Genomic DNA, 12,024 nt, shown 5'->3' on the forward strand with positions numbered 1-12,024 from the left:
TCTTCGCCAAGCTCAAGGAGTTCAGGGCCATCGCCACCCGCTACGACAAGACCGACACCAGCTTCCGCGCCAGCATCAGCCTCGCCGCGGCCATCATCGCATCGCGATGAATGTCAACGGACCTTAGTACGTTCAACACAGCGGCAGGCTGATCCAGTGTCGCCACAGTTATATTCAGGCTGTACATGCCGGGAGATAGGCTGGCCCCTTCATCTGTAATGGGGCCAACCCGGAAACCGCCAGACCGCACGGGCACTTTTGCAGCATTGAAACCGAACAGACGATTGGGGTTGGTGAACACGACCGACGCCAGCGCACCATCCGGCAGGTTGGTGCGAACTGTAATGAGCGGCTTGTCTCCGCCGGAAACGGTCACGGCCATTTCAGCGCGAAATGACTTGGCACCGGCTGTGAGCGGAGGGGAGAGCGGGGTGGGCTGAGCAAGAGCAGCGGAGCTAGCAAGCATCGCGAGAAGAGCAACAACAGCGATCCGGCGCATGGGGCTAGTCCTTTTCTAGATCTGCGATCAGCCGCATCCGATCCTCGATGCGTTTTTCATAGGTGCTGACGAGATTTGGTTCAGGTCTGGACTTCTCTCTTTCCAATCGCTCTTGCAAGAATTCGAGCCTTTCGCGCTCGTGTTTGAGGATTTCTGGTTTCTTCCGATTTCTGAGTTCCTTGGAAGCATTTTCGAAATGCGCGTCCCAAGCCTTGTCAATTTGATCTTTCTGCACGCCTTTTTCTTCGAGAAGACGCAGAAGAAATAGTTGGACCTGTTCAAGGTATTCGTTGTCTCGCCTAAGAAGCGCTAATGTGTGGTCTTCATTGCGTACCAGGCTGCGTGCAGCTCGAATCGCGGCATCGGCCTGACGGAGAGCGACCAGAATACTGGTTGGTCCGCCCACTCTCTCAGCGAGCGAATCCGTCATGAACTTATTGAGCGAGGACGAAGACCTCTCGGCTGCCTCGGCCAGTTGGGCATGAAGGGCAGCCGGCAGGCGCAGAGTGAATCGTACGTCGTCATCCATGACGTCACCTTAGCGCACGATCCGGGAAATGGCTTGACGTCAGAACTGACGCCTATCATTCTCCCTCAATGGCGTCAGAACTGACGTCACGGAGAGGAGGACATGGCAGTAACCAAAGCAGCCGCCCGAATGACCCTGCGTCTCCCCCGGCCCTTGAAGGGGTGGGTGGAGCAGGTCGCGCGCGAGAACGATCGCAGTGTGAATTCGCAGATTGAGTTCCTGCTGGAACTGGCCCGTCTGGGCGTCCAGCAACCCCGCCCCCTCGGGGGCGGTCAGCCGGCGGCGGAGCGGGAGTTGCAGACCTAAACGCCGCCGCCGGCATCTCGCGCCCTAACCGCCCTGGCAGGCGGGGAAGGGCCTCACAACCGACCAAGCAAGGAAATCGGCTATGAGTTCAGCGGAACATAAGGGCCTCGTGCCCGTGATGGAACAGGTGATTGGTGGCGTCCGGGTCCAGAGCGTCGATGCTCGGGATCTGCATGGCGCCCTGGGGGTCCGGAAGGACTTCACGGACTGGGCCAAGCAGCAGATCACCCGTCTTCGTCTCCACCCGGATCGGGATTACCGAGGGGAGGTTTTCCCCCTCCAGGGGGAAAACCCCCAGGGAGGCCGTCCGACGATGGCCTACTGGTTCACCCTCGACGCGGCGAAGCACATCGCCATGATGGCGAACACCGACCGGGGCTACGAGGTCCGGGAGTACTTCATCGAGTGCGAGCGGAAGGTCCATGGTGACCAGGGCGGTATCCGCCAGGGCACCGTGAACCCGACAGGCGAGGTTATCGCCATGGACCCGGCCTGGGCAGCATGGCTGGCCCTGCCGTTAGAGGAGCGTCGGCAGCGGCACCGGGACGCCCTGGCCTACAAGCAGGCCGGGGGCGTTGTCATGATGCGCTGGGCCATGTGGAACCAGGGATATGCCATCCCGCCGCGTTATATGCTCGGGGCGGTGGCTCAGTACGAGATGGAGTTAGCCAAAAGGCAGGAGCAGCGGGGGTCTATCACCATCACGGTGCCCTACTCAGAGGGCACCCACTGATGCCCGTCCTCTCCCGCCGCGCAGCGTTCGCGGTACCGGGTGCGGCCATGGTGCTCGCTGCCGCCAGCCCGCCTCATCCCGACGCGGCACTGCTCGCTGCCTGCGAGCGGTATAGGGCTGCTGCGGCCAAGGAGTATCAGCTGCTCGCTATCTATCGTGCGGCATCTGATAGTCCAGAAGAGAAGGCGGCGTTGGCTGCCTGGGACGCCGCTGGCGATGTGTCCTACGACGCCTTGGATTGCGTAATCGCGCTGCCTGCGCTCACTCTCGAAGGCGCTGCGGCTAAGGGACGCTGTGTCTGGACCTATTGGGAGATGCTGGCGCAGCCCGAGGCGGAGATGACCTTCGGCGAGGTAGCCGCATGGTCCGTGTTGAAGGATCTCGCCCGGCTTAGGGTAGGAATGGCGTAAGATACCGAGGGGCCGCCCGGTGGCGGCCCTTCCCTAAGCTGCCGCCTTGGCCGGTATGAGCAATTCAACAGGAATGCCCCAGGCAGCGTGAAGCCGGCCGATCTGATCAAGGGTCAGTTCGCGCTTGCCAGACAGCACCTCAGATGCCCGGGAGCGGGAGCCCAGGGCCATTGCAAGATCGGTCTGGTTGAAGCCACGAAGGTCCATGTAATGGCGGATCGCCTCAAGCGGAGCCGGTAGTCCGATGGGCCAGCGCCTCGCCTCGTAGTCCTCGATCAAGGCGACGAGCACTTCGAAGCGGTCGCTCTCGGGGCTGCCGGGGTCAGGTTCGTTATTGAAGTAAGGCTCCACCTGGGAGAGTGCCCAGTCGTAGTCCGCCTCGTTTCGGATCGGGCGTACATCCATCACACGTCCTCCGGGTTGATCCTGTTGTACTCAGCGTGGGTGCCGACGAACTTCACCAGCACCGTGTGGTGGCGGTAGGCGATGTGAGCGATCAGCCGGAATCGGTTGTTCAGGATGTCGAAGATCACCCGGTTGTCGCCCACGAAATCGGCGGAGCGGAAGGCGGCGCGCACATCGGCCGGCCCCTTCCAATCAGCCTTGCTGATGATGCGGAACCAGACTTCGAGCGGCGCCTGAGCCTGGGGGTTCTTCTCCCAGAAATCCCGCAACGTCCGCTTGGCGATGATCCGCATAGGCACTCTATAGCGAGTTCCCAAACCGGGAACAAGAACTATTTCCCGGCTCGGGAACAAAATGGCGGCGTCCCATCCGGGGCGCCCTTTTCGTTTGGAGGCCAGATGGCTGAGGAGCAGGCCCCCGTCGAGGTCCCAGAAGTCTCGGTCGAGGCGCCCGCTATCAGCCCCGACCCGGCCAACGGCAGCACACCTCGCGGGGACAAAGGGGGCGACGATGTCACCCTCGTCATCGATGGAAAGGCGTTCGGGGGCTGGACAGCAATCCGGGTGTCCAGGGGCATCGAGCGTATGCCCTCGGACTTTGACATCGCCCTGACGGAGCTTTTCCCCGGGCAAGCTGAACGGGTTGCCATCGCTTCCGGCTCCGAATGTGTCCTGAAGGTCGGCGCTGACGTGGTGATCACTGGCTACGTGGACCGGCACATGCTCACCATCGAGCCGGGAAGCCATACCGTCCGAATCCAGGGGCGGGGTAAATGTGCGGCGCTTGTGGACTGCTCTGCGGGCGTCTCCGCCCCGGACGTGTTCGCGACCAGCATCAATGCTGCAAGCGCCTTCCGGATTGCCAGTGATCTTGCCAAGCCGTTCGGAATCACGGTCGCCAAGCTAAACGAGGAGGCCGGTAATCCGATTCCGGCCTTCAACGTCATCCTGAGCGAGACCGCCTTCGAGATCATCGACCGGATCGCCAGCTACAAGAAGCTGCTGGCCTATGAGGACACGGCGGGAAACTTGGTTCTCGCACAGGCCGGCACGGACAAGATGTCGAGCGGCTTCGAACTCGGCGTGAACATCGAGGCGGCAACCGCCCTGTTCTCAGCTGATCAAAGGTTCAGCCATTACTATGTCGTCTGGCTCTCGACAGACCAGTACCGGGAGGATCGGACTGCCGTCGGCGGGCCGCAGGGCCTGCTGCACGGCAAAACCACGGACGCGGGTGTGTCGCGCTTCCGGCCACGCATCATCGTCTCTGATCAGACGGTGGATAGTGTCGATATCGGGCAGGCCCGTGCCGAATGGGAGATGAACCGGCGCATTGGCCGATCCCAGCTGGTGCAGATCACATGTGATAGCTGGCGGGACGCCGCGGGAAGGCTGTGGCAGCCGAACTTCCTCGCTCCCGTGAACGCGCCCGCACTGAAGCTGAGCAATGTGAACTGGCTCATCACGGACGTCACATATCGCCGGGACGAGACCGGCACCCATGCCGACCTGATCCTGATGCCGAAGGAAGCCGTGGAGCCGCCGCCATCCACACTGACCACCGTGGACCAGGAAATCTACCGCTCGCAACCCGGGCGGGGCGGCGCCCAAGCCCAGTAGAACCTATCGTTAGACCAGAGAGGCGAGATGCCTGACCAGGACACACACACGATCTCCTTAACCTCTCCGGTGGAGTACGAGGGAAGGAAGTACACGGAAATAACCCTCCGGGAGCCGACGGCTCTGCAATGCCTCACGGCAGCGAGGCAGGTCCGGGATCAGATCGCGCCGCACACCATGCGGGCGCACGATGTGGACCTGATATTCCAAACGGCGCGAGTGCCTCGGGAGGTCGTCAAGAAGCTTCCGGTTTCGAAGCAGGCGGAGGCCATCGCCTTCCTCCGCACCTTCACGGAAAGGCCCGACGACGCTCGCGACACATGGGCGGATGATCGAACTGACCAGCTATCTCTGGAGCTGAAGTCCACGATCACCGTGAATGGGATCGACTATCACTCCCTGGATCTGAAGGAGCCGACGGCGGGCGACGTCGAGTTTGCGGAGGAAGCCCTGAAGGGCGGGAATAACCCGGAGAACCTCCGCCGGTACCAGATCCGCCTCGTCGCGCGGGGCGCCGGCATTGATCAGGCCGTGGTGCAGCACCTGCCAGTTCGCGTGCTCGATGAGGCCAGCCGGTACCTTCAGTCTTTCACCTAGCCTGGCCATCGAACTATCGCGAGATCATCGCGGAGTTGAGCCGGTTCTACTCGTGGCCCGCCGACGGCCCCGGCTCTGGGTGGGGCATCACCGGGACGCGCCTCCTATGGTGGCTGGGCGAAGCAAATCGGATGTCGGCCGAAAGAGCCAAACGGACGCAGCCCTCCGGCGCGTAAGGAGCGAACATGGCAGCGGGCTTCAGCGTCGTCATTTCCGCTACCGATCAGGCCACGCGGATCATCGATGGTATCAACCGGCGGCTAGCGGCGATCAATGCTCCAGTCGAGAGGGCGCAGAAATCCTTTGCCCGGCTGACGCAGCTCACCGGCTTGGATAAGATCTCGACTGGGCTGAACAGCATGGGGCGGGAGGCTGGCTTCGCCTTCCAGCGCATTGGCCAGCTTGTTCCTGCCTTCGGCGCCTTGACGTCGGCGGCAAGCATTGCCGGTCTTGCGCGTCTCACACAGCAGTGGGGGGCGGCGACGGCCCAGCTCGGGCGGGATGCCCGGAACATGAGCGTTCCCGTGGAGCGGCTGACGGCTCTCCAAGGGGCGGCCGTCCTTGCCGGATCGTCGGCTGAGGCTATGGCCAACGGACTGCAATCTCTGGGCCAGAACCTCAACGACGCAGTCTGGAACAGGAACCCGGCCTTTCAAACCTTCCTCAACTCGCTCAGCGGAGTGGATTGGAAAAAGACCTCGACTGAGGCGCGCCCCACTGTCGAGGTGATGGAGCAGATCGCGGACAATATCGCGCGGGTGCCGAACCCTATGACCCGAGCCCGGATCGCGACCCAGGCTTTTGGGGCTGCTGGCGTTCAGCTTCTACCCATTCTGGAGAAGGGGGCCCAGGGCATTCGGCTGCTGCGCCTAGAGGCCGAAAGGCGCGGCATCACCACTCAAGGGGACATCGACCGAGCCAATAAGCTCGAATACGCGGAACGTGGTCTGACACTCACCCTGCGGAACATGGGCAACACGATCGCTAGCGGTGTCTCTCCCGTACTGACCGACATTCTTACGAAGATGGACGAGTGGCTCATTGCCAACCGAAGTTGGATTCAGACCGGGATCGTCGAGGCCGTGCAGAGGTTCGGCGAGTTTCTGAAGTCGATAGACTGGGAGGGAGTGACCAAGGGTACAGGCGATTTCCTCAAGGGCGTGAATGATGCTGTTCAGGGTCTCGGAGGATGGGTGAAGGTCACCACCACCCTTTTCGAGCTGTGGCTCGGGGCAAAGTTCCTAGGCATGCTGGCGAACGTCGTGAGAGTGGCGACGGCTCTTACTGGTGTTGGGGGATGGCTGCTTCGCGCGGTTCCCTTTCTTGCTCCCCTTGGTCTTCTGGGCGGCGCCGGGGGAGAGGACCGAGAGTTCAGCGAGCGGAAGAACCAGGAGTATCTACGCAACCGGCCACGCCCCGCTCCAGCTCCGACCAGCGCCGAGCGGCAAGCCCGCGAACGATATGAATTCGACTACTACAGGTCTCGTGGGTGGAGCGCCGAAGCGGCGGCTGGGATGACTGCGCAGTCCCGGCATGAGAGCAATTTTGATCCGAACGCCGTGGGGGATCGAGGCGCTGCCTATGGCATCGCGCAGTGGCATCCTGACCGACAGGCGGCTTTCCGGATGTGGTCCGGGCGCGATATCCGCGGCAGTTCGTTCGAGGATCAGGTCGCGTTTAAGTTCTGGGAGGCGATACAGGGGGCCGAGCGCCGGGCAGGGGACCTGATCCAAGGCGCTCGGTCTGCGGGACAGGCTGGTGCGCTTGCCTCGACCTACTACGAGCGCCCGGCTGACCGCGCTACCAACGAGCGGGACAGGGCGGCCACCGCCGAGGACATCCTGCGGCGGCTGGGCCCTGGCGGGTCTCCGATCCGGATCGCTTCGCCTGCCGTTCCGACGCCGTCCCAGGCGGCGGGCGCGCCGCGGCAACTTGCTGAAGGAGTAGGCCGCACCGGTCCGGTGGGGGCCGCTACTCAGCGGGTCCAGGTTGAGATCGTCGGGAACTTGCCGCCCGGTGTTACCGCCCGTGTCCGATCGGCGTCATCTGGCGTCGACACACCGGCTCCCCGTGTATCCACTCCTCTCGTACTTGGGGCACCGTGAATGGCCGGCATGTCCGAGCATCTTCGGCGTCGCGTCCAGCACACAGCCGGCTCTGGTTGGCTGTCGACCGCTCCAGATGACGGCGGCAAGGTCCAGCAGGCTCAGGTCAAGATTAACGACCTGCAAACTATCGACCGCGTGCCGGTGGTTCACCACTTCGGGTTTTCGTCTGCGGCGCCGATCAACTCCATGGTCGTGCGGCTCTCCATGGCGGGCGACACCTCGAACGGGGTGATCGTCGGCACCTTGCACCAATCATCGCGCCCCACTGGGCTGAGCCCTGGGCAGTCTCTGCAGTACGACCTGTTTGGCAGCCGCGTCTTCTGTGCCAACGACGGTACGATCCATATCAGCGCGCCCGGCGAGGCCTTGCGGAAGCTGGTGACCGAGGTGTTCATGGAGCTTTTCAACCAGCACACCCATCCGGCGAATGGCTCGCCTCCGACCCAGAAGATGACCACCGCCCACCTGACCGGCGGCCTTCGGGCGGGAGGCCCCTGATGGACATCGTCATCGAGTGGGACAAGGCGCTCGGGCGCGGCGACTGGAAGATCGCCGATGGCAGCCTAGCTATCGATGGCGGTCTTAAGAGCGCGGTGCTGGTCAGCCTCTTCACCGACCGCCGCGCGGCACCGGATTTCGTGCCGACCGACGGGACGACCGACCGTCGCGGCTGGTGGGCCGACACCTATGAGGGGGAGCAGATTGGCTCCCGCCTATGGCAGTACGAGCGGGCCAAGAAGTTCGGCAGGACGACCCTTCTTGCCGAGGTCAAGAAGACCTGCGCCGAAGCACTGCAATGGCTGCTGGACGACGGCGTTGCGGCCTCCCTGACGGTCAACACCGGCTGGCTGAATGCAACCACCATCGCCGTGGCCATCAGCATCACGCAGCCGAATGGCAACCTCACCACCTTCAACCTCGCCTGGGCGTGGGACGGGATCTGAAGCATGCCTTACGCGAGGCCGACCCTGCTGGAACTCCGGCAGCAGGCGCTACAGGACATCAATAACTCAGACCTGACCGGGGTTGACGGCCTGCTCCGCCGCTCCGTCTTGCGGGTCATGTCCTGGGTGATGGCTGGCTTTGCCTATCTCCACTACGACTACCAGGACTGGATCGCGAAGCAGGCCACGCCATGGGGTGCGGAGGATGAATTCGCCGCGGGCTGGGGGCAGCTCAAGGGGGTGGAGCGCAAGGACGCGACAGCGGCGTCTGGCCCTCTCTCCTGGCCGGGTACGGTGGGGACGTCCGTGCCGAGCGGCACCAGCATCACTCGGGCGGACGGCGTCCTTTACACCACAACAGCCCCGACAACGGTCGCGGCCGGAGGGGCGGCGGACCTCACGATCCAGGCTGTCGAGCCTGGGGTGAATGGCAATGCCGATGCTGGCACGAAGTTCTATCTGACCAATGGCATCACCGGCCTGGCGTCCGAGGCCGTGAGCACCGCTGACATCAGCGGCGGCGCCGACCAGGAGAGCGAGGCTGATTACAAAACTCGCTACCTGGAAGTGTATTCGGAACCTCCTCAGGGCGGTGCGGAGACTGACTACAAGCGCTGGGCCAGGGAAGTTGCCGGCGTCACGCGAGCCTGGGTGAACCCGAATGGGGCAGGCGCGGGAACGGTCGTGGTCTACACGATGTTCGACGAGGCAAACGCAGCCGATGGGGGATTCCCGCAGGGCACAGACGGTGTCGCGACGGATGAGCCTCGTGGCGTCCCGGCCACGGGCGATCAGCTGGCCGTGGCAAACCACATCCAGCCTCTGCGGCCGGTGACCGCGCTGGTCTACTCGGTCGCGCCAAACGCGCAGTCCATCGACTTCGCGCTAGACGACGTGTCCTCCACTAACGACGACACGCAATCCGCTGTCGAGGAGGCGCTCGAGGATATGTTCCGACGGCTGGGAGACCCCACTGGGGCGACCATCTACCCGTCGGACTGGAACGATGCGATCCGGAGCGTCTTGGGCATGAAGCACTTCACGGTGCTATCCCCCTCGGGTCCTGTGACGACGCCGCTGGGCAGCTTGCCGACGCTCGGCACTGTGACCCTGTCCAGCTAGCCCATGCCCCGTCTGTACCTAACTTCGGCACACCTGCTGGGCTTGTTCCAGCGCCTGATGCCCCGTGGCCGCGTGTGGCCCCACGAGGAGGATGCGGTTCAGACCAGGGCAATCGCCGCCCTGGTGCCCACCTACGAGCGGCTGCTAGCGCGCGATAACAACCTGCTCACTGACGCCTTTCCGGGCACCGCCTATGAGCTGCTGCCCGAGTGGGAGGCGTCGCTCGGCCTTCCCGATCCTTGCGCCGGCCCGTCACCTTCGCTGCAGCAGCGCCGCGCGCAGGTGGTGGCGCGGCTGACCGCGACGGGCGGGCAGAGCGTACCCTACTTCATCGAAGTGGCGGCAAAGCTCGGATACGGCATCTCGGTCAAGGAGTACGCACCGGCGCGCGTCGGCCTGCTCCGGGCTGGAGATCGCCTCTACGGCGCGGCCTGGGCCCATGCCTGGGCGATCCAGGCACCCGAAACCACGGTGACGCCCTTCCGGGCGGGGCAAAGTGCCGCCGGAGAGCGGCTGCGTACCTTCGGCAACGATGTCCTGGAATGCCAGCTGCGTTCGTTGGCGCCAGCGCACACGGTTCTTCTTTTCCAATACGTTTGAGGAGCAGCCATGCGGCTTTTGGCTAATGGGACGCAGGTCACGAACCTGCCGACCCCGTCTGCTGCTGTCGGAACACCTGGGTACTTCACTGGAGGTGACCCAGGTGCCGGGCAGCAGGCGAGCATTGTCGACCAGGACTTTCTCAACATCCTCATCAATGAGCTGAAGAACGCTATTCTAGGGTCCGGCCAGACCCTGGATGACACCGGGACCAACGTTACGCAGCTCCTGAAGGCCATCTCCACCATCGGCCGCCGCGCGCAAACCTTCGGCACCCCCGGCACCACACCCTGGACTGTCCCCGACGGCGTCTACCGCGTGTGCTCTCGTGTCTGGGGCGCCGGCGGCGGTGGTGGCGCGGCAGCGGGCCCCGGCGCTGCGGCGGGCGGCGGTGGTGGAGGCTTCTCGGCAGGCTTCTTCGCTGTCACGCCGGGACAGGTCATCAACATCGTCGTTGGTTCCGGCGGGGCCGGTGCTCTCGTTGTGAACGTGCCGGGCAGTGCAGGCGGGTCCTCCGCCTTCGGCGCCTTCAACAGTGCCTCCGGTGGTGGTGGTGGTGGCAGCACGGTAACGGCAAACACGGCGTCCGTAGCGGCCGGTGGTGGTGGCGTCGGTTCCGGCGGGCATCTCACGTTGCTGGGTGCTGGAGGCGTCGGCGGCCAGAATATCGGCGGTACCTACCTCGGGGGTGGCGGCGGCGCGGCGCCATTCATGCCCACCATCGGCAGCTACGGAAATTCGGGCGGCGCAGGTACTGGCGGCTATATTGTCGGCGGTGGCGGTGGTGGCGGCAGCGCAAACACGGGCGGCAACGGCGGCAACGGCCTGGTGGAGATCCTGTACTGATGACACGCACTTGGATCCGCGTTCAGGACGGCGTCGCGGCCGATGCATTCGAGCAGCCGGAGAGGATGGAGATCGTCCCCGGCGTCGATATCTTGGTGGGTATTGGCGACTGGGTCGAGATTACCGACCTCAGCCCACGCCCAGCTTCGGGCTGGCGTTATGACGGCAGCGCCTTCAGCGCGCCGCCCGCCCCTGAGGCGCCGCCCTCCGAGGCGATCGTCCGCACTCTCAAATCCGACATCTGGCGCCGCTGCACGGATGAGGAGGCCGAGGCCCTTGAGGCGGCACTGAACGCCGCCCCGGTGCGCCTGCGCCGTCTGTTCAACGATAGCACGATCCTCGAAAGCAACTGGCCTGAGTACGAGGCGCTGCGATCTGGCATTGTCCAGGCCGTAGGCGAAGAGCGCGCCGCCGAACTGCTGGCCGCGAGCCAAGCCTAACCACTCACCCGACAATTCAATCCGTCCGACCGCGCGCCTCCGGGCTGCGCGGCGATACCTGCTTGCGAGGTGCTGAATGAACGCAATTCAGGCAGCCGTTCAGGTCATCACCAATAGGACCCAGCCGGCTCGTATTCCGCTTGGCTCGACAGCCAATGTCGTTGCTGTGTTTCGGGGCTATGACCTGAAGCCCGCAGCGGTTGATGGCGTCACCTTCCTCTGGGTCCGGCCAGACGGCTCGATGTTTGAAACCGACGGCGTGGGGGAGGCCGGCACGCCTCCCCCCATGTGGCGGGGAGCGTTCGAGGTGGACGTCGATGGTCCATGGGCAGTTCGGGCCAAGTGCGAGACGCCCGCACGCGAACTCGAATGGTTTCGTTTCGAGGTCTACGAGGGTCCGGCCGATATAACTATTCCGCCCGGGGCAATCTGGACCACCCAGAACAAGGACGCGCTGACCACCAGCTCGGGCGCCTTGCTTTCTGCGCTCCGGGTGAACCAGCTCGAAGCCGGCAGCGATCTCGATGCTGGTGGAATGGTGCTCTACGTCACCCCAACAGGCGAGACGAAGGCGCTCTCCGGCCAGGCTGTGCTCGACGCCGCAACCGCCGTCGTCCAGCCCATCGCCGAGACCGTCACCACCACCGCCGCCGCCGTGCAGGAGGCGCGGGTGGAGGTGGCGGGGAACCGGGAGGCGGTCGTCACTGCGGCAGGCGAGGCGGCCAGGAACGCCGAGACCGTCACCACCACCGCCGCCGCCGTGCAGGAGGCGCGGGTGGAGGTGGCGCGCCAACTTCTCGGCGCCACCCCCTACGCCGCAACGCTGAACGGCGACGCCACGGTCATCACGCAGACGATCGACGGCG

The 12,024-nt window shown here is 64.1% G+C and carries 16 protein-coding genes and 1 pseudogene; 14 read left to right on the forward strand and 3 right to left on the reverse strand.

Going from position 1 to position 12,024, the window contains the following annotated elements:
* Positions 1 to 110: pseudogene (locus tag ACO1BU_RS33375) on the forward strand (IS5/IS1182 family transposase); the annotation flags it as partial.
* 393 nt (positions 111 to 503) lie between these two features.
* Here ACO1BU_RS33375 and ACO1BU_RS33380 read toward each other — a convergent pair.
* Positions 504 to 1,028, reverse strand: a complete 525-nt coding sequence (locus ACO1BU_RS33380; RefSeq protein WP_424140242.1) for a toxin-antitoxin system HicB family antitoxin — start codon at positions 1,026 to 1,028, stop codon at positions 504 to 506.
* A 129-nt stretch (positions 1,029 to 1,157) separates the two neighbouring features.
* Here ACO1BU_RS33380 and ACO1BU_RS33385 point away from each other — a divergent pair, with 129 nt between their 5' ends.
* From ACO1BU_RS33385 to ACO1BU_RS33395, 3 genes are all read left to right on the forward strand, one after another.
* Positions 1,158 to 1,334 carry an Arc family DNA-binding protein gene (locus tag ACO1BU_RS33385; RefSeq protein ID WP_424140243.1) on the forward strand — a complete coding sequence of 59 codons (177 nt, stop codon included), beginning with the start codon at positions 1,158 to 1,160 and terminating at the stop codon, positions 1,332 to 1,334.
* A gap of 82 nt (positions 1,335 to 1,416) precedes the next feature.
* On the forward strand, positions 1,417 to 2,067 hold the full coding sequence (locus tag ACO1BU_RS33390; RefSeq protein WP_424140244.1) for an antA/AntB antirepressor family protein: 651 nt from the start codon (positions 1,417 to 1,419) through the stop codon (positions 2,065 to 2,067).
* Positions 2,067 to 2,477: a hypothetical protein gene (locus ACO1BU_RS33395; RefSeq protein ID WP_424140245.1), complete on the forward strand. Its 411-nt coding sequence runs from the start codon at positions 2,067 to 2,069 to the stop codon at positions 2,475 to 2,477. The genes ACO1BU_RS33390 and ACO1BU_RS33395 overlap by 1 nt, the downstream gene beginning before the upstream one ends.
* Before the next feature lie 33 nt (positions 2,478 to 2,510).
* On the opposite strand, the gene ACO1BU_RS33400 is transcribed toward ACO1BU_RS33395, so the two are convergent.
* A complete protein-coding gene (locus ACO1BU_RS33400) occupies positions 2,511 to 2,882 on the reverse strand; it encodes a helix-turn-helix domain-containing protein (protein ID WP_424140246.1) in 372 nt (123 codons plus the stop codon).
* Positions 2,882 to 3,175 carry a type II toxin-antitoxin system HigB family toxin gene (locus ACO1BU_RS33405; RefSeq protein ID WP_424140257.1) on the reverse strand — a complete coding sequence of 98 codons (294 nt, stop codon included), beginning with the start codon at positions 3,173 to 3,175 and terminating at the stop codon, positions 2,882 to 2,884. Before ACO1BU_RS33405 ends, ACO1BU_RS33400 begins: the two co-directional genes overlap by 1 nt.
* Positions 3,176 to 3,280: 105 nt before the next feature.
* On the opposite strand from ACO1BU_RS33405, the gene ACO1BU_RS33410 reads away from it, so the two are divergent.
* From ACO1BU_RS33410 to ACO1BU_RS33455, 10 genes are all read left to right on the forward strand, one after another.
* The gene (locus tag ACO1BU_RS33410; RefSeq protein ID WP_424140247.1) at positions 3,281 to 4,501 is read left to right on the forward strand and encodes a phage baseplate assembly protein; all 1,221 of its coding nucleotides are present in this window, start codon (positions 3,281 to 3,283) and stop codon (positions 4,499 to 4,501) included.
* A 27-nt stretch (positions 4,502 to 4,528) separates the two neighbouring features.
* A complete protein-coding gene (locus ACO1BU_RS33415) occupies positions 4,529 to 5,098 on the forward strand; it encodes a phage tail assembly protein (RefSeq protein WP_424140248.1) in 570 nt (189 codons plus the stop codon).
* 512 nt (positions 5,099 to 5,610) lie between these two features.
* Complete coding sequence (locus ACO1BU_RS33420; RefSeq protein ID WP_424140249.1) at positions 5,611 to 7,203, forward strand: phage tail tip lysozyme; 1,593 nt, start codon at positions 5,611 to 5,613, stop codon at positions 7,201 to 7,203.
* Positions 7,204 to 7,212: 9 nt separating this feature from the next.
* Entirely contained in the window at positions 7,213 to 7,704 is a 492-nt protein-coding gene (locus ACO1BU_RS33425) for a phage baseplate assembly protein domain-containing protein (protein WP_424140250.1), read from the forward strand.
* Positions 7,704 to 8,150: a phage GP46 family protein gene (locus tag ACO1BU_RS33430; RefSeq protein ID WP_424140251.1), complete on the forward strand. Its 447-nt coding sequence runs from the start codon at positions 7,704 to 7,706 to the stop codon at positions 8,148 to 8,150. Before ACO1BU_RS33425 ends, ACO1BU_RS33430 begins: the two co-directional genes overlap by 1 nt.
* Positions 8,151 to 8,153: 3 nt before the next feature.
* The gene (locus ACO1BU_RS33435; protein ID WP_424140252.1) at positions 8,154 to 9,272 is read left to right on the forward strand and encodes a baseplate J/gp47 family protein; all 1,119 of its coding nucleotides are present in this window, start codon (positions 8,154 to 8,156) and stop codon (positions 9,270 to 9,272) included.
* Positions 9,273 to 9,275: 3 nt separating this feature from the next.
* Positions 9,276 to 9,872 (forward strand): YmfQ family protein, encoded by a 597-nt coding sequence (locus ACO1BU_RS33440; protein ID WP_424140253.1) that lies wholly within the window; start codon positions 9,276 to 9,278, stop codon positions 9,870 to 9,872.
* A 9-nt stretch (positions 9,873 to 9,881) separates the two neighbouring features.
* Complete coding sequence (locus ACO1BU_RS33445) at positions 9,882 to 10,718, forward strand: glycine-rich domain-containing protein (protein ID WP_424140254.1); 837 nt, start codon at positions 9,882 to 9,884, stop codon at positions 10,716 to 10,718.
* The gene (locus tag ACO1BU_RS33450; protein WP_424140255.1) at positions 10,718 to 11,158 is read left to right on the forward strand and encodes a hypothetical protein; all 441 of its coding nucleotides are present in this window, start codon (positions 10,718 to 10,720) and stop codon (positions 11,156 to 11,158) included. Before ACO1BU_RS33445 ends, ACO1BU_RS33450 begins: the two co-directional genes overlap by 1 nt.
* A gap of 76 nt (positions 11,159 to 11,234) precedes the next feature.
* On the forward strand, positions 11,235 to 12,024 hold a 790-nt coding region (locus ACO1BU_RS33455; RefSeq protein ID WP_424140256.1), incomplete at its 3' end, for a hypothetical protein.

The sequence above is a fragment of the Roseomonas chloroacetimidivorans genome (assembly GCF_049629625.1).
Classification (GTDB): Bacteria; Pseudomonadota; Alphaproteobacteria; order Acetobacterales; family Acetobacteraceae; genus Roseomonas; species Roseomonas chloroacetimidivorans.

What these genes read in the sequence shown, in the direction of transcription:
- ACO1BU_RS33430 (WP_424140251.1), top strand. Translation starts at nt 7,704, where the DNA reads ATGGACATCGTCATCGAGTGGGACAAGGCGCTCGGGCGCGGCGACTGG.
- ACO1BU_RS33425 (WP_424140250.1), top strand. Translation starts at nt 7,213, where the DNA reads ATGTCCGAGCATCTTCGGCGTCGCGTCCAGCACACAGCCGGCTCTGGT.
- ACO1BU_RS33395 (WP_424140245.1), top strand. Translation starts at nt 2,067, where the DNA reads ATGCCCGTCCTCTCCCGCCGCGCAGCGTTCGCGGTACCGGGTGCGGCC.
- ACO1BU_RS33400 (WP_424140246.1), bottom strand. Translation starts at nt 2,882, where the DNA reads ATGGATGTACGCCCGATCCGAAACGAGGCGGACTACGACTGGGCACTC.
- ACO1BU_RS33380 (WP_424140242.1), bottom strand. Translation starts at nt 1,028, where the DNA reads ATGGATGACGACGTACGATTCACTCTGCGCCTGCCGGCTGCCCTTCAT.
- ACO1BU_RS33390 (WP_424140244.1), top strand. Translation starts at nt 1,417, where the DNA reads ATGAGTTCAGCGGAACATAAGGGCCTCGTGCCCGTGATGGAACAGGTG.
- ACO1BU_RS33385 (WP_424140243.1), top strand. Translation starts at nt 1,158, where the DNA reads ATGACCCTGCGTCTCCCCCGGCCCTTGAAGGGGTGGGTGGAGCAGGTC.
- ACO1BU_RS33415 (WP_424140248.1), top strand. Translation starts at nt 4,529, where the DNA reads ATGCCTGACCAGGACACACACACGATCTCCTTAACCTCTCCGGTGGAG.
- ACO1BU_RS33435 (WP_424140252.1), top strand. Translation starts at nt 8,154, where the DNA reads ATGCCTTACGCGAGGCCGACCCTGCTGGAACTCCGGCAGCAGGCGCTA.
- ACO1BU_RS33450 (WP_424140255.1), top strand. Translation starts at nt 10,718, where the DNA reads ATGACACGCACTTGGATCCGCGTTCAGGACGGCGTCGCGGCCGATGCA.
- ACO1BU_RS33445 (WP_424140254.1), top strand. Translation starts at nt 9,882, where the DNA reads ATGCGGCTTTTGGCTAATGGGACGCAGGTCACGAACCTGCCGACCCCG.
- ACO1BU_RS33440 (WP_424140253.1), top strand. Translation starts at nt 9,276, where the DNA reads ATGCCCCGTCTGTACCTAACTTCGGCACACCTGCTGGGCTTGTTCCAG.
- ACO1BU_RS33405 (WP_424140257.1), bottom strand. Translation starts at nt 3,175, where the DNA reads ATGCGGATCATCGCCAAGCGGACGTTGCGGGATTTCTGGGAGAAGAAC.
- ACO1BU_RS33410 (WP_424140247.1), top strand. Translation starts at nt 3,281, where the DNA reads ATGGCTGAGGAGCAGGCCCCCGTCGAGGTCCCAGAAGTCTCGGTCGAG.
- ACO1BU_RS33420 (WP_424140249.1), top strand. Translation starts at nt 5,611, where the DNA reads ATGAGCGTTCCCGTGGAGCGGCTGACGGCTCTCCAAGGGGCGGCCGTC.